The organism is Bradyrhizobium sp. 18BD (genome assembly GCF_054185225.1).
This window is the reverse complement of sequence record NZ_JAVAYL010000020.1, coordinates 57,257-76,477: the sequence shown is the minus strand read 5'-3', so window position 1 is coordinate 76,477 and position 19,221 is coordinate 57,257. Positions and strand designations below refer to the sequence as shown.

Annotated in this window: 19 protein-coding genes; 8 read left to right on the top strand and 11 right to left on the bottom strand. The window is 65.7% G+C overall.

Annotation, left to right across the window (positions count from 1 at the left end; all coding sequences use genetic code 11):
• The first annotated feature begins 269 nt into the window (after window positions 1-269).
• Complete coding sequence (locus tag RAD16_RS30700; RefSeq protein ID WP_326904645.1) at window positions 270-857, top strand: TetR family transcriptional regulator; 588 nt, start codon at window positions 270-272, stop codon at window positions 855-857.
• A 439-nt stretch (window positions 858-1,296) separates the two neighbouring features.
• Here the strand turns inward: RAD16_RS30700 and RAD16_RS30695 are convergent, their stop codons facing one another.
• The gene (locus tag RAD16_RS30695; RefSeq protein ID WP_458161564.1) at window positions 1,297-1,950 is read right to left on the bottom strand and encodes a response regulator; all 654 of its coding nucleotides are present in this window, start codon (window positions 1,948-1,950) and stop codon (window positions 1,297-1,299) included.
• A 7-nt stretch (window positions 1,951-1,957) separates the two neighbouring features.
• Window positions 1,958-3,328, bottom strand: a complete 1,371-nt coding sequence (locus RAD16_RS30690) for a sensor histidine kinase (protein WP_458161563.1) — start codon at window positions 3,326-3,328, stop codon at window positions 1,958-1,960.
• A gap of 200 nt (window positions 3,329-3,528) precedes the next feature.
• On the opposite strand from RAD16_RS30690, the gene RAD16_RS30685 reads away from it, so the two are divergent.
• The 5 genes from RAD16_RS30685 (at window position 3,529) to RAD16_RS30665 (ending at window position 7,877) form a co-directional block, all read left to right on the top strand.
• Window positions 3,529-4,299, top strand: a complete 771-nt coding sequence (locus RAD16_RS30685; protein WP_458161562.1) for a MotA/TolQ/ExbB proton channel family protein — start codon at window positions 3,529-3,531, stop codon at window positions 4,297-4,299.
• Entirely contained in the window at window positions 4,296-4,982 is a 687-nt protein-coding gene (locus RAD16_RS30680; protein WP_458161561.1) for a hypothetical protein, read from the top strand. The genes RAD16_RS30685 and RAD16_RS30680 overlap by 4 nt, the downstream gene beginning before the upstream one ends.
• A complete protein-coding gene (locus RAD16_RS30675; protein WP_458161560.1) occupies window positions 4,975-5,580 on the top strand; it encodes a hypothetical protein in 606 nt (201 codons plus the stop codon). Before RAD16_RS30680 ends, RAD16_RS30675 begins: the two co-directional genes overlap by 8 nt.
• 117 nt (window positions 5,581-5,697) lie before the next feature.
• Window positions 5,698-6,438 carry a metallophosphoesterase family protein gene (locus tag RAD16_RS30670; RefSeq protein WP_458161559.1) on the top strand — a complete coding sequence of 247 codons (741 nt, stop codon included), beginning with the start codon at window positions 5,698-5,700 and terminating at the stop codon, window positions 6,436-6,438.
• Window positions 6,439-6,443: 5 nt separating this feature from the next.
• Window positions 6,444-7,877, top strand: a complete 1,434-nt coding sequence (locus RAD16_RS30665; protein ID WP_458161558.1) for a serine/threonine protein kinase — start codon at window positions 6,444-6,446, stop codon at window positions 7,875-7,877.
• A 107-nt stretch (window positions 7,878-7,984) separates the two neighbouring features.
• Here RAD16_RS30665 and RAD16_RS30660 read toward each other — a convergent pair whose 3' ends face one another.
• The 3 genes from RAD16_RS30660 to rpe form a co-directional block, all read right to left on the bottom strand.
• Window positions 7,985-8,143: a hypothetical protein gene (locus RAD16_RS30660; protein ID WP_458161557.1), complete on the bottom strand. Its 159-nt coding sequence runs from the start codon at window positions 8,141-8,143 to the stop codon at window positions 7,985-7,987.
• 54 nt (window positions 8,144-8,197) lie between these two features.
• Complete coding sequence (locus tag RAD16_RS30655; protein ID WP_458161556.1) at window positions 8,198-8,377, bottom strand: hypothetical protein; 180 nt, start codon at window positions 8,375-8,377, stop codon at window positions 8,198-8,200.
• A gap of 291 nt (window positions 8,378-8,668) precedes the next feature.
• A complete protein-coding gene (rpe, locus tag RAD16_RS30650; protein WP_458161555.1) occupies window positions 8,669-9,370 on the bottom strand; it encodes a ribulose-phosphate 3-epimerase in 702 nt (233 codons plus the stop codon).
• 252 nt (window positions 9,371-9,622) lie between these two features.
• On the opposite strand from rpe, the gene RAD16_RS30645 reads away from it, so the two are divergent.
• Window positions 9,623-10,411, top strand: a complete 789-nt coding sequence (locus tag RAD16_RS30645; RefSeq protein ID WP_458161554.1) for an EF-hand domain-containing protein — start codon at window positions 9,623-9,625, stop codon at window positions 10,409-10,411.
• A gap of 56 nt (window positions 10,412-10,467) precedes the next feature.
• On the opposite strand, the gene RAD16_RS30640 is transcribed toward RAD16_RS30645, so the two are convergent.
• Both RAD16_RS30640 and RAD16_RS30635 read right to left on the bottom strand, forming a co-directional pair.
• Window positions 10,468-11,466 carry a P1 family peptidase gene (locus tag RAD16_RS30640; RefSeq protein ID WP_458161553.1) on the bottom strand — a complete coding sequence of 333 codons (999 nt, stop codon included), beginning with the start codon at window positions 11,464-11,466 and terminating at the stop codon, window positions 10,468-10,470.
• 78 nt (window positions 11,467-11,544) lie between these two features.
• Window positions 11,545-14,370, bottom strand: a complete 2,826-nt coding sequence (locus tag RAD16_RS30635) for a PAS domain S-box protein (protein WP_458161552.1) — start codon at window positions 14,368-14,370, stop codon at window positions 11,545-11,547.
• 227 nt (window positions 14,371-14,597) lie between these two features.
• On the opposite strand from RAD16_RS30635, the gene RAD16_RS30630 reads away from it, so the two are divergent.
• Window positions 14,598-14,984, top strand: coding sequence for a response regulator (locus RAD16_RS30630; RefSeq protein ID WP_458161551.1), 387 nt, complete (start codon window positions 14,598-14,600; stop codon window positions 14,982-14,984).
• Window positions 14,985-15,064: 80 nt separating this feature from the next.
• On the opposite strand, the gene RAD16_RS30625 is transcribed toward RAD16_RS30630, so the two are convergent.
• From RAD16_RS30625 to livM, 4 genes are all read right to left on the bottom strand, one after another.
• Window positions 15,065-16,183: a branched-chain amino acid ABC transporter substrate-binding protein gene (locus RAD16_RS30625; RefSeq protein ID WP_326904660.1), complete on the bottom strand. Its 1,119-nt coding sequence runs from the start codon at window positions 16,181-16,183 to the stop codon at window positions 15,065-15,067.
• Window positions 16,184-16,333: 150 nt separating this feature from the next.
• The gene (locus RAD16_RS30620; protein WP_458161550.1) at window positions 16,334-17,074 is read right to left on the bottom strand and encodes an ABC transporter ATP-binding protein; all 741 of its coding nucleotides are present in this window, start codon (window positions 17,072-17,074) and stop codon (window positions 16,334-16,336) included.
• Window positions 17,071-17,904, bottom strand: a complete 834-nt coding sequence (locus RAD16_RS30615; RefSeq protein ID WP_458161549.1) for an ABC transporter ATP-binding protein — start codon at window positions 17,902-17,904, stop codon at window positions 17,071-17,073. Before RAD16_RS30615 ends, RAD16_RS30620 begins: the two co-directional genes overlap by 4 nt.
• Window positions 17,901-19,220 carry a high-affinity branched-chain amino acid ABC transporter permease LivM gene (gene livM, locus RAD16_RS30610; RefSeq protein WP_458161548.1) on the bottom strand — a complete coding sequence of 440 codons (1,320 nt, stop codon included), beginning with the start codon at window positions 19,218-19,220 and terminating at the stop codon, window positions 17,901-17,903. The genes RAD16_RS30615 and livM overlap by 4 nt, the downstream gene beginning before the upstream one ends.
• Window position 19,221 lies beyond the last annotated feature (1 nt).

Below are 19,221 nucleotides of genomic sequence, written 5' to 3'. Positions count from 1 at the left end.
CGGGAGCCCAAGGTCCGTAACAAGCTAGATCGAGGGTCGTAATTGGGGTGGGGACCGCGGCCGAATGGAGACTTAAGACAATGACGACCGAAATCATCAACTTCACCGGCACGATTGGGCATTGGCTCAATTTGCTGGTTGCGCGCCAGATCGCGGCGCAGGCTGCAAAACTGCCTCATTAAGGCGAGAGCTTTCCGAACGACCGGCAAGGGGCGCTTCGGAAATAGCGCCGTCGCCGGATGAACCCTGAACGGGAACAAGGTGCTGGCATGAATGAAGCCGTTATCCTGACGCCGGAGCGGATCCTCGAAGTCACTGAGGACGTGCTCAGGCGCTACGGACTTGCCAAGGCCACCGTTGTCGACGTTGCCCGTGCGCTCGATGTGAGCCACGGCAGCGTCTATCGCCATTTCCCGAGCAAGGCCTCGCTGCGCGAGGCCGTCGCCAAACGCTGGCTGGATCGCATCGACGCACCGCTCCTGGCGATCGCCGAGGAGCAGGGCCCGGCGCCTGACAGGCTCGACCGTTGGCTGCGGACGCTGTTCGCGGCCAAGCGTTCGCGCGTGCTTGACGACCCCGAAATGTTCGAGACTTACCTGACGCTGGCGCGCGAAGCCTGCGCCGCCGTGAAGTGCCACAAGGACACGATGATCGATCAGATCGCGGCGATCCTGGCCGACGGCGTCAAGCAGGGCGTGTTCGCCGTGGACGACGTCAAGGTCACCGCGCGCGCGGTCTTCGATGGAACCAGCCGCTTCCACCATCCGGCCCATGCCGACGAGTGGAAGGATGCGGAGCTGCCGGCGCGCGTGGACGCGACCCTCGCGCTGCTGCTGCGCGGGTTGAAGGCCTGCTAGACCGCGGCAGCGGTCAAATACCCGCTGCGGCAATCAACCTCTTGCCTTGTGAAGAAGAGCGCCATTGTGAAGCGATGGCGAAGGCGTTCGCGCGCGAAACGCGGCGTCGGACGGTGGTGCGACCCGCGGACTCCCCGGAGCCGCATTGATCGCGATTTCGACATCATCCTTCGACCGCTTTCGAAGGCGCTCGAATGTGAGTTCCTGGTCGAGCATGGGGCAGCGGAAGTGGACGACGGCAGTATCCGGCAGGCGGCAGAGTTCGTCGATGAGATCACCGACTGTGATGATCGGGGGATGGGCGACGGCCTTGGGATGACCCTTACTCATGACCTACTCCTCCACTCTGCTGATAACCGCAATGGAATAGTCTACGTTCCAATTCGCTCGGCAGATTGAGAAATTTCATGTCATTCGAGGTAATCCGGCAGGTCTGCTGCTAAATCCGCGTCAGCCCGCAGCTTGCGGCCAGCCGCACCAGTTGTGCGTCGGTGCGCGCGCCGGTCTTGGTCTTGATCAAATAGTGATAGTTCTGCACCGTCTTCACACTGAGATTGAGATGCGTCGCGATCTGCTCGGTGGTGGCGCCGCCGGCGAACTGGCGCAGGATCTCGATTTCGCGCTCACCTAATTGATCCAGCGCTGAGCCGGTCGGCGAGAGGCTTTCCTCGGCCAAGATATGCGCGATGTCGTCGCTCATGGCGCGTTCGCCGCGGGCGACGCCGCGGATTGCGGTGACGACCGCAGACGGCTCGCTGCTCTTGGTGACGAAGCCGGAGGCGCCGGCACCAAACGCGGCCTTCACCAGCACGGCCTCGTTGTGCATGGTGAAGACGAGGATGCGTGCCCGCGGATTGCGCGCGCGGATGTTGCGGATCGCCTCCAGCCCGCTGGCGCCGGGCATCGAGATATCGAGCACGACGACGTCAGGATCGTGCGCCTTGAAGGCGCCATAGGCATCGGCGGCGTTGTCGGCTTCGGCGACGACGTGGAGATCGCCCTGGCTTTCCAGCACGCGGCGGTAACCTTGGCGGACGATCGGGTGGTCGTCCACCAGCAGCACGGAGATGCCTGTTGCTGCGACGTCGCTCATTTTGGCCTCACGCGGCGAGCGGAATGGTCGCGGCGACGCTGAGGCCGCCGCGCGCAGGCAGGATCGACAGCGATCCGCCGGCCGCCGTGACGCGCTCGCGGATGCCGGTGAGGCCGAAGCCGGCCGACTGTGCGACGCGTTCCGCATCGCCGCCGCCGTCGTCCTCGACGCGGATCAGCAGCGCGTCGTCGTCACCGGCGCGCCGCTCGATCCGCAAGGAGATCTCGCGCGCGGAACCGTGGCGGAGCGCGTTGGTCAGGCATTCCTGGGCGACGCGATAGGCGGTGGTGGCGGCAGGGCCCCGCACATCCGTGAGATCGCCCCGGAGGTCGAGCTGGATGGTCGGCCGCGCCGCGCTCTGCGAGCGCCAGCTGTCGACGAGATTGACAAGGCTTGCTTCCAGCCCCAGCTCCTCGGGCAGGGGATTGCGCAGCCGCTTCAACGCGTCGCGCAGCGAGGCCATCAGATGATGGGTGGCCTGCGAGATCATGCGCGCGTCCTGCGCGATACCGCTGTCCTTGCTCTCCTTCGTGCTTGCCGTCTCGATCGTGTTGGCGAAGGCGAGGATGGCGGAGAGGTTTTGTCCGAACTCGTCATGCAGCTCGCGGGCGAGCGCCCGGCGCTCGTCGTCGCGGATCTCGATCAGCCGCCGCGTCAGCGCGGCGCGCTGCTCGGTTGCTTCCTCCAGCCGGCCGCCGAGCTCGCCGACGGCGTTGCCGATCATGGCCAGCTCCATCGAGCGGAAGCGCGGCAGCTTTGTGCGATATTGGCCCCGCGCCATGCGCTGCAAGGCGGTGACGATGGCGCGCGCCGGCGCCAGCGCATGCGCGATCGCAAGCGAGGCCAGGATCGCGATCGCTGCCGCCATCAACAGCGCCACGTCGATGACGTTGAGAACGTACTCCCAGGCCAGCGAGATCGCGGCCGCGGCGTCGGGACTAGCGACGACGGTCCCGGCAGACGCCGCGCGGGGGCTGACCGGCCGCACCACTTCGGCGTGGCTGCCGAGGAAGGTCGGCACGATCGATGCGAACCAGCGCGGCGGCGCTCTGCCGATCCCCTGGCTCTGGCCGCAGAGCGGCTTTTCGAACGCGATGGCGGGTTGGAACTCGATGCAGACGCCGGGCGAGATCAGCTTCATCGTCTCCAGCGTGCGCCACTCCGGAACCGGCAAAAGCTGCTCGCGCGTTCTGCTGCTACGCAACAAGAACTCGTGCCAATACAATGCCTGAAGCGCTTGTGCGACCCGCTGCGCCGAGGCCGCAGTCGCCCGGTCGACGCTGCGATAGGCATCGAACGTGGCCCATATGGTCGCCGCGCCAAGGCACAGCGCAACGATCAGAAGCAGACGGGCGACAAGCTGAAGCACGAGGCGCATGCGATCATCCCCGACGTTTGGTAAGCTCAGCCTAACAACGCCGCCGCGCGTTGCCAATTGCGGGGAACGGCAGGATTGCAGCTCGGGCAAATTTCCCAAGCCGGATTGGGCATGGGTCTTTGGACCGGGCGCGGCGGTTTTGATCTAATCGGGGGTGGAATCTTTGCAGGCCGGTGCCTGCAAGCCGGGAGCAGTGCAGCATGAGCTCGATGACGATTGGACCGATGGTGCGGCAGCCGGCCGACCCGTCCGAGCGCAGCGCGCTCCTGCTCTGGATGATCTTCACCGGGCTTTCGATCTTCGCCGTCGTGCTGCTGTGGCGGTTCGGCCTGATCCGTCTGATGTTGACCTCGGACCGGACCTACATTTCGAGCGTCATCGCGCTGCTCTACGTCCTGACCTGCGGCCACTGCTTCCTGCGGACCCGGGCGATCGCGCGTGAGGGGGCGGCGGCGCGGCGTTGCCGCGACGCGCTCGCGGCGCCCGAGGGCAGCAAGGCGCTCGATGCGGGCGGCGCCGCGCTGCCGCGCGGCCTGGTGCGCGATCACATCGCAAGCCTCGTGACCAAGGCGGCGGCGCAGGATTACCGTCCGGTCGACCAGACGCTGCTGCTGCGGACGCTCGCCGACCGCCTGCGCGGCTCCAACGGGTTCGGCGCCTTCGTCTCGGACACGCTGATGAAGCTCGGCCTGCTCGGCACCATCATCGGCTTCATCATCATGCTGGCGCCGATCGCCGGGCTGGACGCTGCCGACAAGGTCGCGATGCGCTCCTCGATGGGACTGATGAGCGATGGCATGGCGGTCGCGATGTACACGACGCTGGCAGGCCTCGTCGGCTCGATCCTGGTCCGCATCCAGTACTACATGCTCGATGCCGCGACCCAGCGGGTGTTCTCGGACGCGGTGGTACTGACCGAGACCTATGTGACGCCGGTGCTGGAACGTAAAGGCGCTGGGACCGCGTCATGATGGATGACTTTGGTCTCTATCCGCGCGAGGAGCCGTTCGATCCGCTGGGCGTGATGCTGTTCAAGGCGCTCCAGGTGATCGCCTTCCTGTTCTTCCTGGCACTGCTCGCGATCTCGCCGGATGCCAAGGACGGCAAGATCGACTCCAAGGCCGAGTTCATGATCACGCTGGACTGGCCGGATAATCATCCCGACGATCTCGACCTGTTCGTGCAGGACCCCGCCGGCAACATCGCCTGGTATCGGCACCGCGAGGCCGGCTTCCTCACCCTCGATCGCGACGACCGCGGCGGGGCCAACGACTTCATCATGGTCGCCGGCAAGAAGATCGCTTCGCCGATCCGCGAGGAGATCGTCACGCTGCGCGGCATCATCGCCGGCGAATACACCGTCAACGTCTCGCATTTCGTCGCCACGACCGGCGAGCCGGTGACGGCCAATGTGAAGGTACAGAAACTCAATCCGACTGCGCAGGTGGTCTTCGACAACAAGTTCACGCTCGACCACACCGGCGACGAGAAGACCGCGGTACGGTTCCGGCTCGATGCCGAAGGCAAGGTCATCGATGTGAGCCAACGGCCGAAATCGCTGATGGAGACCTTTCGCAGCACCTGGCGCAATGGGGCCGATCTCGATCCAAGGACCGGTGTGAGTAGGAACGCTACGAGGGTGCGCCGTGACTAGTCTGCAAACGGTCATCCTCACGCTCTCGGTCGCCTATGCCGTGATCGGCGCGCTGTTGCTGGTCGTGCTGGTCTATGCGCGGCTGCATTGGTCGTTCAAGGCGGTCGCGGTGGTCGTCACCAGCGCGTTCTATGTCGTCAGCTTCAGCGAGATGCGCGGGCTGCTCGGCTGGGCCAGCACGGACCGGCTGCCGGCGACCTTCAAGCTTCTGAAGTCCCGCATCGTCGAGCCGCATTCGCTGGAGGGCGACTCTGGCTCGATCTATCTCTGGGTCGAGCAGCTCGACGAGGACAATCGCCCGAGCGGCATCCCACGCGCTTTCCGTGTGCCCTACGACGACCGGCTCGCCGACAAGACCCATGCGGCGGAAAACGAGATCGCGCTCGGCCATCCGCAAGGCGGCCGCGCCGCCGATTTCGGCGGTGGCGACGGCAGCCTCATCGACATGGTCCGCGAATATGTGACGCCCAAGACCATCATGGAGACCAGCGGCGGCGATTCCTCGACCGGCGAATTCATCGCTCCGCCGGCCGGCGCGCAAGGCGCCGTGTTCACCCCGCTGCCGCCGCCCCGGATGCCCCCGAAAGACGAGCAATAGGCTCTTCACCATCGCCTCAGGGCTGCGCTGGTAAACCGCGCCGCGCTGGCGCATCTTCTTGACGTCCCTCAATTTGGCCTTATCGGCTTCCAATAAGAATCTGAGGGTGGAGGGTGCGTGCTTCTCGCGGTTTTCTCGGATATCCACGGCAACAGGCAGGCATTCGAGGCCTGCCTGAAGGCTGCCCGCGCCAGGGGTGCGGAGCGGTTCGTGCTGCTCGGCGATTTCGTCGGCTACGGCGCCGATCCGGAATGGGTTGTGGAGACCGCGATGGAGCTGGTCGGGGAGGGCGCTATCGCCGTCCGCGGCAATCATGACGAGGCCGTCAACACCAAGACCGAGAGCATGAATGCCGAGGCGCAGATCGCGATCGAATGGACCCGCGGCCGGCTCGACATTGCGCAGCGGCGGTTCCTGGCCGAATTGCCGATGATGGTGGAGGACAGCGGCTGCCTGTTCGTGCATTCGGAAGCCTCCAGCCCCCAGCGCTGGACCTATGTGCGTTCGACCGCAGAAGCCGCCAAGAGCCTGATCTCGACGCCTGCCCACGTCACCTTCTGCGGCCACATCCACCGTCCCGCGCTCTATTCGATGTCGGTGACGGCGAAGATGACGAGCCTCGTGCCGAAAACCGATGTCACCGTCCCGCTGCTGCACGGGCGGCAATGGCTGGCCGTGCTCGGCTCGGTCGGCCAACCCCGCGACGGCGATCCGTCGGCGGCCTTCGTGCTGTTCGACACGAATTCGTGCGAGATCACCTATTGCCGCGCGCCCTATGATATCGAGAGCGCTGCCGGCAGGATCCGCGAGAACGGCCTGCCGCCCTGGCTCGCCGACCGGCTGTCGCAGGGGCGCTGACGGCGATGCCCAAATCCCTGGTCAAGTCAGGCGCCGTCATCGACGGCTACACGATCGGCGAATGCGTCCATGCCGGCGGCATGGCGACGCTGTGGACCGTCACCCATCCCGGCATCGACGTGCCGCTGCTGATGAAGATTCCGCGGGTGTCGGAGGGCGAGGACCCTGCGGCGATCGTCTCGTTCGAGATGGAGATGATGATCCTGCCGCGGCTCGCCGGGCCGCATGTGCCGACCTGTTTCGGCACCGGCGATTTCGCGCATCAGGCCCATGTCGTGATCGAGCGCATCGTCGGCACGACGCTCTACAAGCGGCTGCCGGATCTGCCGCTGCCTTACGACGAGGCGCGGCAGCTCGTTGCCAAGGTCGCGACCGCGCTCGCCGACCTGCACCGGCAGAACGTGATCCATCACGACATCAAGCCGAGCAGCATCATGTTCCGCGACAGCGGAGAAGCGGTGCTGATCGACTACGGCCTGTCGCATCACGACCATCTGCCTGATTTGTTGCAGGAGGAGTTTCGCCTGCCTTACGGCACCGCGCCCTATATGGCGCCGGAACGGCTCTTGGGCGTGCGCGACGATCCGCGCAGTGATTTGTTTTCGCTCGGTGTGCTGCTCTATTTCTTCACCACGGGCGAGCGTCCCTTCGGCGAGGGCGAGACGCTGCGCGCGATGCGGCGCAGGCTATGGCGTGATCCGCATCCGCCTCGCGCACTCCGCGCGGATTATCCGCCCTGGCTCCAGGAGGTGGTGCTGCGGTGCCTCGAGATCGAGCCGGTGTGGCGCTATCCGACCGCATCCCAGCTCGCCTTCGATCTCGCCCATCCGGATAAGGTCAGGCTGACGACACGCTCGGAGCGGTTGAAGCGCGATCCCCTCAGCGTGGCGTGGCGGCGCCGCTTCAACGAGGGCGTCATGCAGCCGCGCGCCAAGGCGGATGTCGCCGCGCAGATCGCCTCCAGCCCGATCGTTGCGGTCGCGCTCGACACGGCGGAAGGCGCTCCCGAGCTGAACGAGGCATTGCGCGTCACCACCGAGCGCATTCTTGCGACGCTGCCCTCGGCACGGCTCGCCTGTGTCAACGTGCTGAAGCTGAACCGGATCGCCATCGACAAGACGCTGGACGAGCAGGGCTCCAACAAGCATATCGACCGCCTGGTCGCGCTCAGGCATTGGGCGACGCCGCTCAAGCTGGATGAGAGCCGGCTGACGGTTCATGTGTTGGAGGCGGTCGATCCCGCAGCGGCGCTGCTCGAGTTCACCGAGGTCAACCAGGTCGACCACGTCATCATCGGTGCGCGGCAGAGCTCGTTCCGCCGCACGCTGCTCGGCAGCGTCTCGGCCAAGGTGGCCGCCGAAGCGGCCTGCACCGTCACCGTGGTGCGGCCGCCGCGGATGGCTGCTCCGAAACCAGGCGCCGGCGTCGTGTGGGGCTAAAGCGCGATGAGATCAGAATGAATCGTCATCGCGCTTTAGGTTGTTGTTTGAGCATGATCTTTTCGGAAAACCGCTGCGCACTTTTCCGGATCATGCTCTAGGAAAGATCACGCCGCGTGGGCGGTGTGGCCGGAGCGCTTGCGGCGGATCGGCCAGGAGAATTGCGGGCCGGCCTCGCCGTGATCCGCACTGCCGCCAAAATACTGGATGATCTCGCGGCACGGCTCGCAGTTGAACAGATTACGCGACGCTGATGCCTTGGTCATTTCCTTCAGGCAGTTCGGACAGTGCGGTTCATCAGGGTTAGTCCAGCAGAGATTTTAGTGTCGGCGCGGTGACCGGAGCGGGCGATCCAGGTCCGCCGTGTCGGGCCCGGTGTCGTCGCGCATCTCGCCTTCGGTGCGTTCGAGACGGCCGAAGAAATAGTCGAGGTCCGGATGCGGGCGCCGCGGGATGCGGCACCTGCGCTTCGGCTGACGCTTCACGAGCGCGAACTGCACGATGTCAGATCCGATTGCGACGGATGCGACGATCCGAACGTGCCGGGACCTGTACCGGTCCGGCCGATGGGCCAAACACAACAAACGCACAAAAACCGATCCACAACGCCACGCCAGTCCAAACCAGGGTCGTCGTCATGATGTGCTCCCGCGAAAACAGGCAGGAATCACTAGCGGTGATTTGCGCGAATCAGGGAAGCCCGGAGGAGTACGGACTGAGGTTGCAATTTTAGGCATTGCGCCCTGCAGCACCCGTAGAAGCCGCAGGTCTTGCGGGCGCTGAAACAGCCTTCAGATCGCTTCGCCGCGTGCCCCAAGCGCAGCGTTGCGGATCGCCGCGATGTTGGCCTTGTAGGCGTCCTGCGTGCCGCCCCTGAACACCGAGGTGCCGGCGACGAAGGCGTTGGCGCCGGCTGCGGCGAGGGGACCTGCGACGTCAGGGCCGACGCCGCCATCGACCTCGATGTCGATGGGACGACCCGCCGTCATCGCGCGGATGTCGCGGATCTTGCCGATCGCGGAGGGGATGAAGGCCTGGCCGCCGAAGCCGGGATTGACCGACATCACCAGCACGAGGTCGACGAGGTCGAGGACGTATTCGAGCGCGCTGATCGGCGTGCCCGGATTGAGCGAGACGCCGGCCTTCTTGCCGAGCGCGCGGATCGCCTGGAGCGAGCGGTGCAGATGGGGACCGGCCTCCGCATGCACGGTGATGTGGTCGCAGCCAGCCTTGGCGAAGGCCTCGAGATAGGGATCGCAAGGCGAGATCATCAGATGCGCGTCGAAGATCTTCTTGGTGTGAGGGCGCATCGCCTTGATGACGTCGGGGCCGTAGGAGATGTTCGGAACGAAGTGCCCGTCCATCACGTCGAGATGGATCCAGTCGGCGCCGGCGGCGTCCACCGCACGCACCTCCTCGCCGAGCTTGGAGAAATCGGAGGCCAGGATCGAGGGCGCGATGGCGAGGGGGCGGGGAGCGAAGGCTTGGGTCATGGCGCGGTTTCCCGTGGCGGCCGTGAAGGATCAGCCCCGCCTAACATGGGCCTCCGTGGCGGGCAATGCAGGGGAGGCGTGCTTCCTGTGGGCGGAAATTTCTGCCGCGGCCGGCACGAATTGCCGGTGTTCCCGGGCCGCGCCAAGCGGGGTGAGGGCGGAATTCATTGAGCTTTTCCCGCTGGCACGACGCTTGCTGACTTCACCGCCAGAACATTGGCCGCGGCGTGCCGCACCGGTTGGAGTTGTGCAATGTTGTTCGCCCTTGGTGCCGTCTCGACCGCGCTCGACGCGATCCAGTCGCTGACGAACTCGAAATCGTCCTCGTCGACCCAGAAGACGGGGTCTTCGCAAAGTGCGTCGACCAATCCGTTCGCGATCGACAGCAGCAATAACACCACGACCGGCGCGACCTCGTCGGTCAATGCGGGCAAATATCCGCAGATCTCGCCGGAGACGATGAACGCGCTGTTCGCGGCGCAGAGCCAGTCATCGGACGCGACCGGCAGCGCGACGACAGCGACCTCGTCGAGCTCGACCTCCTCGACGAGCCGGGATGCCGCGCTGAAGGACCTGTTCTCGCAGCTCGACGCCGACGGCGACATCACCAAGTCCGAATTCGAGAACGCGCTCGGGGCCGGCGGCACCAATTTGGCGCAGGCCGACGACGTGTTCTCGAAGATGGATTCGAATTCCGACGGCAGCGTCAACCTCGACGAGATGTCGAAGGCGCTGAAGAGCGGCCATCACGGCGGTCACCACCACGCGCAGGGCGCGGGCGATGCGTCCGGCAGCGGCTCGGATTCCTCCTCCTCGTCGTCGAGCGGCGGATCGACCTCGACCACGACGACCGCAGCCGACGGCTCGACCACCACCACCGTCACCTATGCCGACGGCTTCAAGATGTCGACGACCGTGCCGGGCGCGAACTCGTCCCGTACTTCGGCTTACGATCTGTTTGCGCAACTGATGCAGCAGCAAGGCGGGCAGGGGCAAGGCGCCTCAGCGGCTGCCGGCTCGTCCATGTCGATGAGCGTGTGAGCGCGGCGCGCTCCATCCGCGAGTGACGACGTCATGCCCCGCGAAGGCGGGGCTAACTATCCGCCGAACCGATCCTTCCACGCCGGCTGCGCGCCGGGGAACGGCAACGCTGTCGCGCTGTAGACGCCGCGTGCGATCGCGCGCGCGACCACGTTGGCGGCGACGGTGCCGAGCTCGGTGAGGCCGACCAGCGGCTCGATCGGCTTCTCGCCGGTCGCAGCCGCAAACAGCACATCGCCGTCGGTCGGCGCGTGCACCGGGTAGATCGCCCGGGCAAAGCCGGTGTGCGCGATCATCGCGAGACGCTTGGCTTGGGGCTTGGTCAGCATCGCGTCAGTGACGATGGCGCCGATGGTTGTGTTCTCGCGCGCGCTTGCCGCAGGACCGCCCTTGATGCGCATCGCCAGCATGTCGTCGGTGAATTTGTCTGGAAGGCCGCGTCCGCCGAATTCGCCGTCGACCTCGAACGGTGCTGCCCAGAACCACGGACCGTTGCCGACGGTGACACTGCCCACGGCGTTGACGGCGACGATCGCCGCGACCTTCACGCCACTGGGCGTCACCGCCGAAGCCGAGCCGAGCCCGCCCTTGAACGTCGCGGTGGTGGCACCGAAACCCGCGCCGGCGCTGCCGAGCGCGAAGTCCGTGCCGGCGGCAGCGGCGGCGGCGTAGCCGAGGTCGCGATAGGGCGAGAAGCGGCCCCAGGCCTTGTCGCCGCCATTGAGGAGATCGAACAGGATCGCGCCCGGCACGATCGGGATCAGCGCTTCGCGAACCCGGTGGCCGCGGCCCTGCTCGGCGAGCCAAGCCTGGACGCCGCCGCCGGTATCGAGGCCAAAGGCGGAACCGCCCGACAGCGCGATCGCATCGACGCGCTCGACGGTGTTGGCGAGATCGAGCAGCGCGTCCTCGCGGGTGCCCGGTCCGCCGCCGCGGACGTCGATCGCCGCGACCGCCGGGGAGTCGAAGATGATTGCGGTCGTGCCGGAGGCGACTTTGGCATCGACGGCGTGGCCGACACGGACGCCGGCGATATCGGTGAGAAGGTTTTTCAAGGTCGGCACTCCATGCGCTGCGGACGCCAGCGATAGCGCACCGTTACACTGACCGCTACCCTTACAGCTATCCTTGGCTCAGCTCGCCAGCGCCGTCCTGAGCATCTTGGCGAGCTCGGACTTGCGGTAAGGCTTGGCCAGCAGCAGCACACCGGAATCGAGCCGGCCGTGATGGACGATGGCGTTTTCAGTGTAGCCCGAGGTGAACAGCGTCTTCAGGTCGGGGCGGCGGCGTGCGGCCTCGTCGGCGAGCTGGCGGCCGTTCATGGCGCCCGGCATGATGACGTCGGTGAAGAGCAGGTCGATCCCCTTGTCGGCATCGATGATGGTGAGGGCCTCGGCGGCGTTGGCCGCTTCCAGCGCGGCATAGCCGAGGCTCTTGACCTGGGTCACGACATACTGCCGCACCAGGGCGTCGTCCTCGACGATGAGGATCTTCTCGTCGCCGCCGGCGATGGGCACGTTCTGCAGCGACTCGTACTCGGTCTCCTGGACGCCGGTGGAGCGCGGCAGGTAGATCTTCACGCTCGTGCCGTGGCCTTCCTCGCTGTAGATCTTGATGTGTCCGCCGGACTGCTTGACGAAGCCGAACACCATGCTGAGGCCGAGGCCGGTGCCCTTGCCGACCTCCTTGGTGGTGAAGAACGGATCGAACACGCGCTCGAGCAACTCGGCGGGAATGCCGCTGCCGGTGTCGCTGACCGCGATCATCACGTAATTGCCGGCGACGACATCGGGGTTCATGCTGGCATAGACGTCGTCGAGGAAGACATTGCGGGTCTCGAGCACCAGCGTGCCGCCGTCGGGCATGGCGTCGCGCGCGTTCAGCGCGAGGTTGAGGATCGCGGTGGAGAGCTGGCCCGGATCGACCAGGGTCGGCCAGGCGTCCTCGGTCAGCTGCGGCATGATGGTGATCTGCTCGCCCAGCGTCGGATGCAGCAGCTTGGCGGCCTCGAGCGCCAGCGCGTTGACGTCGATCTCGCGCGGCTGGAGCGGCTGCTTGCGGGCGAAGGCGAGCAGGTGCTTGGTCAGCTGCGCGCCGCGCTCGGCGGCATCGTCGATCAGCTTGGTGATGGCGGCAAGCTCCGGCCGGTCGGCCACGGCATCCGCCAGAATGCCGATCGTGCCGGTGATGACGGTCAGCACGTTGTTGAAGTCGTGGGCGACGCCGCCGGTCAACTGGCCGATCGAATCCATCTTCTGGACCTGCCGGAGCTGAGCCTCGGCCGCCTGCTTCTCGGTCAGGTCGCGGCCGATGAAGAAGTGGCGTTTCACTGGCTCGGACCAGGTGCCCATCCAGTTCAGCGTGACCTCGTGGCCGTCGTAGTGATAGTAGCGCGCCTCGAAGCTGCGCTTGACCGCGCCACGTCGTGCCGCGCGCATCTCGCCGCGCGTCTTCTCGAGATCATCGGGGTGGATGAACTCGATCGCGCTGTGCCCGACCATGTCGTCCGGGGTGAAGCCCAGGATGTTCTTCACGCTGGGGCTGACCTGCACGAAATTGCCGTAGCCGTCGGTGACCAGGATCAGGTCCTGCGAGGTCTCGAAGATGCGCTGGCGCTCCTCGATCTCGCGGTTGAGCGCCGTCTCGGTCCGTTTGCGCTCGGTGATGTCGCGGGCCACCTTCGATGCGCCGATGATCTTGCCGTCGGTCGATCGCAGCGGGACCTGGCTCAGCACCACGTCGATCGGCTGACCGCTCTTGTGCAGCCGGATCGTCTCCCACTGGTCGATCACCTCGCCGTTGCGGGTGCGAGCCAGATTCTCGGCGACGTCCTGGCGCTGATCCTCCGGCAGGATGATGTCGATCGGGCGGCCGACCGCCTCGTCGGCAGAGTAGCCGAAGACGCGTTCGGCCGCGGTGTTCCAGGTGGTGATGGTGCCGTCGAGTGATTTGGTGATGATGGCGTCGTTGGAGGATTCGACGACGGCGGTGAACAGGCGCTCGCGCTCGGCATGATAATCGCGCTCGGCGTCCGACCGGCGCTGCAACGCACCGACCATGCCCGCGGTCTGCGCCTGGAGGCGGACGTTCTCGACCAGGAGCACCGCGAGCACGAAGGTCGCCGAGCAAAGGCCGTAGAGGCGGCCCGCGTAGAAGCCGAGATCGAAGCGGGCGACGTTCACGATCGCCGAGAGCGCGATGTCGAACAGCCAGGCGCACATCACCACCATGAGCCAGACGTCGATCACCGAATGCGGCCTGCGGAACCAGAGCGAGACGAGCGCGGCGAAGCTCAACGACCACACGAAGGACACGACGCCGATCATGGTCGGCGTGTAGTGGCCGTCGCGCAGCAGGACCGGGAGCAGATCGTGCTGGGCGGTGACGATCCAGGTGAACAGAGCCATGGCGACGATGACGCCGAATACGCTGGAATAAATCGCCGTGGTCGTCTTGCCGCGGATCCTGGCACCGCCATCGGCCTCCTTGAGCCAGGCATAGCCCAGCACGCACAGCGGGAAGCCGGCGTGCCAGATCATGTAGAGCCAGACCGTGGTTTGCCGCCCCGCGCCGAAAAGTCCGGTCGGTGTGAACAGGCCGGGGAAGGTGAGGGCGTGGACCAGCGCTGCCGCGGCGGTGAAGAGATAACCGGTCGCGAGCAACAGCAGCGCCCGGGTTCGCAGCACCGAAAACTGCGACAGCAGCAGCACCGCGGTGATGACGTCACTGACCGCGAGGGCCGATTGATAGCTCGCAACGAAGCCGGGGACGGGCAGGAGCGGGATGCCCGCGAACGGAACGGCGAGTGCGAACAGGATCGAGGAGATGCCGACGATCGCCAATGCTGCGGTGCGGTCGGCGGCGCTGGCCGGCAGCGTCGAAAGGAATGTGCTTCGGTCGATCGTTGGGGGCACGTCCATCTCTCGCAGACCGGTCTTTGCCATCTTCGCCGACTTCATACGGCCCTCGCCCCCTGGCTCCATGGTAGCGGGTTCTGGGCTCGCATCATGAACCGGTGCGGGCACGACTCAACCGATGGTTACAGCTTACTTAACTTTGGTGAGAACGCGGAATAGGGGCCGGGTAAGATGCGCTTTACCGACCGGTGCCATAATGCCCTCAAGCCGTCGTGGGTTCCAGGTTTGAATCATCCGATTTTGATATCAATATCCGGGAGTTATCCCCAATGCTCCGCGTTCTGATCATCGACGACCAGAAGGACGTCCGCGCAATGCTCGCGATCGTGCTCCGGGTCAATCGTTTCGAGGTCGCGGAGGCCGAGAGCGGCGTGGCCGGGCTGAAGGCCTTCGACGAAGGCCCGTTTGACGCGGCGATCGTCGACATCTTCCTTGGCGACACCAGCGGCGTCGATGTCATCGCGAGCCTGCGCGAGCGTGCGCCGGAGCTTCCGATCATCGCGGTGTCGGGGATGACCGCACTGGATTTCATGGAACAAGCGCCTCATTTGGCCAACGTGGTCTGCCTGCAAAAGCCGTTTCGGCCGAACGACCTGTTGCAGGCGCTGCGGAAGGCCCAGGCCGCGGCGGCCGGCGAGCTGCCCGCAGCCGTCTGAGCTTGCCGCAACAAGAAACGCCCCGGGGGTAAGCCGGGGCGTGATTTTGATTGATTGGCAGCCTGAGGCCCCGCAACGCGTTAGGTGCCGTTGCCCTTGATCTGGGCGTAGCCGCCCTTGGCGTCCCACTTGTAGACGACGTAGTCGAGCTGCTTGATGTCGCCCTTGGCGTCGTACTCGATCGGGCCGATCACGGTGTCCCACTTGCCGGCCTTCATCGCTTCCATGACCTTCTTGGCGTCGGTGGTGCCGGCCTTCTTGGCCGCCTGCGACCAGACCTGCATCGCCGCGTAGGTGTAGAGCGTATAGCCTTCAGGATCGATGTTCTTGGCCTTGAAGGCGTCGACGATCTTCTTGGCGGTCGGCTTCTCGCGCGGATCGGGGCCGAAGGTGAACAGGGTGCCTTCGCCGGCGGGGCCGGTGATGGAGGCGTACTCCTTGTCGGCGAGCGCGTCGCCGGCCATCAGGATCGTCTTGAGACCCTGGTCACGCATCTGGCGCAGGATCAGGCCGCTCTCCTGATGGTAGCCGCCGACATAGACGAGATCGATGTTGTCGCGCTTCAGGCGCGAGACGATCGCGTTAAAATCCTTGTCGCCCTTGTTGTAGGACTCGTACATCTTCTCGGTGACGCCGGCCTTGTTGAGCGCCTTCTTGGTCTCATCCGCCAGACCCTTGCCGTAGGTGGTCTTGTCGTTGAGGATGGCGATGTTCTTGCCCTTGAAGTTCTTGGCGATGTACTGCGCGGCGATCAGGCCCTGCTGATCGTCACGGCCACAGACGCGCGCCACGTTCCAGAGCTTGCGCTCCGTGAAGAGCGGGTTGGTCGAGGCGGGCGTAATCTGGAGCACGTTGCCGTCGGCATAGGCTTCGGATGCCGGGATCGACGATGACGAGCAATAGTGCCCGGCGACGAACGGGATCTTGGCGCTGGCGATCTTCTCGGCGATCGAGCGCGCCTGCTTGGGATCGCAGGCATCGTCCTCGACGGAGAGCGCGAGCTTCTTGCCGTTGACGCCGCCGGCGGCGTTGATGTCAGCGACCGCCATCTCGGCGCCGTTCTTCATCTGGCGGCCGAAGGCGGATTCGCCGCCGGTCATCGGACCGGCGACTGCGACGGTGACATCCTGCGCGAATGCCGCGCTCGACAGCGCGAGCGATGCGCCGAATGCCAGACCGATGAGCTTCAGTGATTTCATGAGATACCTCGCGGGTGGTCGCCTGTGGAAGTTGCCGGGCAGGCCCGGTCCAAACCGGCGCCATTCTTGAATGAATTCGAGGAGAAGTCACCGGCAAAATACGGGCACTGGCGTAGATATCTCGACGCATTCCGCCGCACTTTTGCCCGGTCAGCCGTGCCGGCCGCCTTCCAGATAGGCGGCGCGAATCTCGGGGCGCTGCAGCAATTCGGCGCCGGTGCCCGCCAGCGTGATCAGGCCATTGACCATGACATAGCCGCGATGGGCGAGCTTGAGCGCATGGTTGGCGTTCTGCTCGACGATCAGCACTGTCAGGCCGTCCTGCCGGTTCAGGGTGCGGATCGCATCGAAGATCTGGCGGGCGATCAGCGGCGCGAGGCCGAGCGAGGGCTCGTCGAGCAGCAGCAGGCGCGGGCGGCTCATCAGGGCGCGGCCGATCGCCAGCATCTGCTGCTCGCCGCCGGACAGCGTGCCGCCGCGCTGGGCGTAGCGTTCCTTCAGCCGCGGAAACAGCGTGAACACGCGTTGCAGCGTCGCCTCGCGTTCCGCATCGGTGCATCCGGTGGCGTCCGCTCCCATCTGGAGGTTTTCGGCCACGCTCATGCGCGGGAAGATGCGGCGCCCCTCCGGCGATTGCGCGATGCGCAAGTGCGCGATCTCGTGAGTGGGTACGTCCGTGATGTCGCGGCCTTCGTACAGGATCTGGCCGGCGCGGGCGCGCGGCTTGCCGAAGATCGTCATCATCAGGGTTGACTTGCCGGCGCCGTTGGCGCCGATCAGCGCCACGATCTCGCCGGCGTTGATCTCGACGTCGACGCCCTTCAGCGCCTCGATCTTGCCGTAGGCGGCGTGCAAGGACCGGATCGCGAGCAGCGGAGTGGGAGACGTCACGATCCGCCCTCCATCACGGCTGCGGCCTCGTCCTCGTCGGTGCCGAGATAGGCGGCGATCACCTTGGGATCGTCGCGGACTGCGCGCGGCGAGCCTTCGGCGATCTTGACGCCATGGTCCATGACCACGATGTGGTCGGAGATCTCCATCACCACCGACATGTCGTGCTCGATCAGCAGGATCGAGGTGCCGAGCTCGTTGCGGATCGAGAGCAGCAGCTCGCTGAGCGCGGCGCTCTCGCGCGCATTGAGACCGGCGGCGGGCTCGTCCAGGCACAAGAGCGCAGGCTCGGTGCACATCGCGCGCGCGATCTCGAGCCGGCGCTGGTCGCCATAGGCGAGATTGCCGGCGGCATCGTCGGCGCGGTCGAGCAGGTTGACGCGCCTCAGCCAATCGGTGGCGAGATCGATCGCATGCTTCTCGGCGTCGCGATAGACGGGTGCGCCGACGAGGCCGAGGAAGGTGAAGCCGGAGGCGCGCATCAAGGCGTTGTGCTGCGCCACCATCAGATTTTCCAGCGCGGTCATGCCGGGAAACAGGCGGATGTTCTGGAAGGTGCGCGCCACCTTGGCCTGTTTGGCGATGCGGAAATCGTTGAGCCGCTCCAGCGCGATCACCCGGCCGTCGTCATGGCTGAGGCGGATGGCGCCGCCGCTCGGCTTGTAGAAGCCGGTGATGCAGTTGAAGACGGTGGTCTTGCCGGCGCCGTTCGGTCCGATCAGTGCGGTGATCTTCTTCCGCTCGGCAGCGAAAGAGAGGTCCTGCACGGCGACGATGCCGCCGAAGCGCATGGTCAGACGGTCGACGCTGAGAATCTTGTCGCCGCTCATCCGTGGCCTTCCTTGACGAGGTCGGAGGAGATCGCCTGCGCCTTGGTCAGATACACGGTCGGCGCGCGATGGCCGATCAGGCCGCGCGGCCGCCAGATCATGATCAGCACCATCGCCATGCCGAACACCAGCATGCGGTAGCCCTCCAGGCCCCGGAACAATTCGAAGCCGCCGATCATGGCAAGCGCGGCAAGCGCCACGCCGAGCTGCGAGCCCATGCCGCCGAGCACGACGATGGCGAGCACCAGCGCCGATTCCTGGAAGGTGAAGGATTCCGGGCTGATGAAGCCCTGACGCGTGGCGAAGAACGCGCCGGCAAAGCCGCCGAACATCGCGCCGGTCGCGAACGCCGTGAGCTTCGTCGTCGTGGTATTGATGCCGAGCGCGCGGCAGGCGACCTCGTCCTCGCGCAAGGCTTCCCAGGCACGCCCGATCGGCAGGCGGCGCAGGCGGATCGTGACCCAGTTGGTCAGCAACGCGAGCGCCAGGATCAGATAGAACAGGAAGACGATGCGGTGGGTCGGCGAGTATTCGATGCCGAGTTTTGCCGCCAACCCGTCGTCACTGTTGTCGAGCGGAATGCCGAAGAAGGTGGGACGCGGAATGCCGGAGACGCCGTTAGGGCCGCCGGTCAGCTCCTGCCAGTTGATGATGACGAGACGGATGATCTCGCCGAAGGCCAGCGTCACGATGGCGAGATAGTCGCCGCGCAACCGCAGCACGGGAAAGCCGAGCAGCACGCCCCAGAACGCTGCGAGGATGCCGGCGAGCGGCAGGCAGATCCAGAACGACCAGCCGAAATTGGTGGCGAGCAGCCCGTAGGAATAGGCGCCGACCGCGTAGAAGGCGACGTAACCGAGATCGAGCAGGCCGGCGAGGCCGACCACGACGTTCAGTCCCCAGCCCAGCATGACATACGTCAGGACGAGGATCGCGAGGTCGAGGATGTAGCGCTGGTTATAGAAGATGACGGGCACCAGCAGCGTGAAGATCAACAGCGCCGGCGCGAGATAGCGGCCCACGAAAGACATGCCGCTCTGCACGGCCGGCGGGACCAGCTTCTCGGCGCCTGTGGGGCCGATCCATTGCCGCAACAGCTCGATCACGATCGAGCCGCCGAACACGGCGGCGACGAGGGAGGCGAGCTCGCCGAAGCGGGTCCAATAGGTGAGCTGGCCGTCGGAGCCCGCTTCGGTGCGGATGCCGACCATCAGCGAGAACAGCACCAGCGCGATCAGCGCGTTGATGAAGGCGGTCTTGAGGAGGGCAGGGATGCCCGTTGCAGGTTTGGTCGTGTGGGTCGAGGGAGCTGTCACG

What these genes read in the sequence shown, in the direction of transcription:
- RAD16_RS30700 (WP_326904645.1), top strand. Translation starts at nt 270, where the DNA reads ATGAATGAAGCCGTTATCCTGACGCCGGAGCGGATCCTCGAAGTCACT.
- RAD16_RS30695 (WP_458161564.1), bottom strand. Translation starts at nt 1,950, where the DNA reads ATGAGCGACGTCGCAGCAACAGGCATCTCCGTGCTGCTGGTGGACGAC.
- RAD16_RS30690 (WP_458161563.1), bottom strand. Translation starts at nt 3,328, where the DNA reads ATGCGCCTCGTGCTTCAGCTTGTCGCCCGTCTGCTTCTGATCGTTGCG.
- RAD16_RS30685 (WP_458161562.1), top strand. Translation starts at nt 3,529, where the DNA reads ATGAGCTCGATGACGATTGGACCGATGGTGCGGCAGCCGGCCGACCCG.
- RAD16_RS30680 (WP_458161561.1), top strand. Translation starts at nt 4,296, where the DNA reads ATGATGGATGACTTTGGTCTCTATCCGCGCGAGGAGCCGTTCGATCCG.
- RAD16_RS30665 (WP_458161558.1), top strand. Translation starts at nt 6,444, where the DNA reads ATGCCCAAATCCCTGGTCAAGTCAGGCGCCGTCATCGACGGCTACACG.
- RAD16_RS30660 (WP_458161557.1), bottom strand. Translation starts at nt 8,143, where the DNA reads ATGACCAAGGCATCAGCGTCGCGTAATCTGTTCAACTGCGAGCCGTGC.
- rpe (WP_458161555.1), bottom strand. Translation starts at nt 9,370, where the DNA reads ATGACCCAAGCCTTCGCTCCCCGCCCCCTCGCCATCGCGCCCTCGATC.
- RAD16_RS30645 (WP_458161554.1), top strand. Translation starts at nt 9,623, where the DNA reads ATGTTGTTCGCCCTTGGTGCCGTCTCGACCGCGCTCGACGCGATCCAG.
- RAD16_RS30635 (WP_458161552.1), bottom strand. Translation starts at nt 14,370, where the DNA reads ATGAAGTCGGCGAAGATGGCAAAGACCGGTCTGCGAGAGATGGACGTG.
- RAD16_RS30630 (WP_458161551.1), top strand. Translation starts at nt 14,598, where the DNA reads ATGCTCCGCGTTCTGATCATCGACGACCAGAAGGACGTCCGCGCAATG.
- RAD16_RS30625 (WP_326904660.1), bottom strand. Translation starts at nt 16,183, where the DNA reads ATGAAATCACTGAAGCTCATCGGTCTGGCATTCGGCGCATCGCTCGCG.
- RAD16_RS30615 (WP_458161549.1), bottom strand. Translation starts at nt 17,904, where the DNA reads ATGAGCGGCGACAAGATTCTCAGCGTCGACCGTCTGACCATGCGCTTC.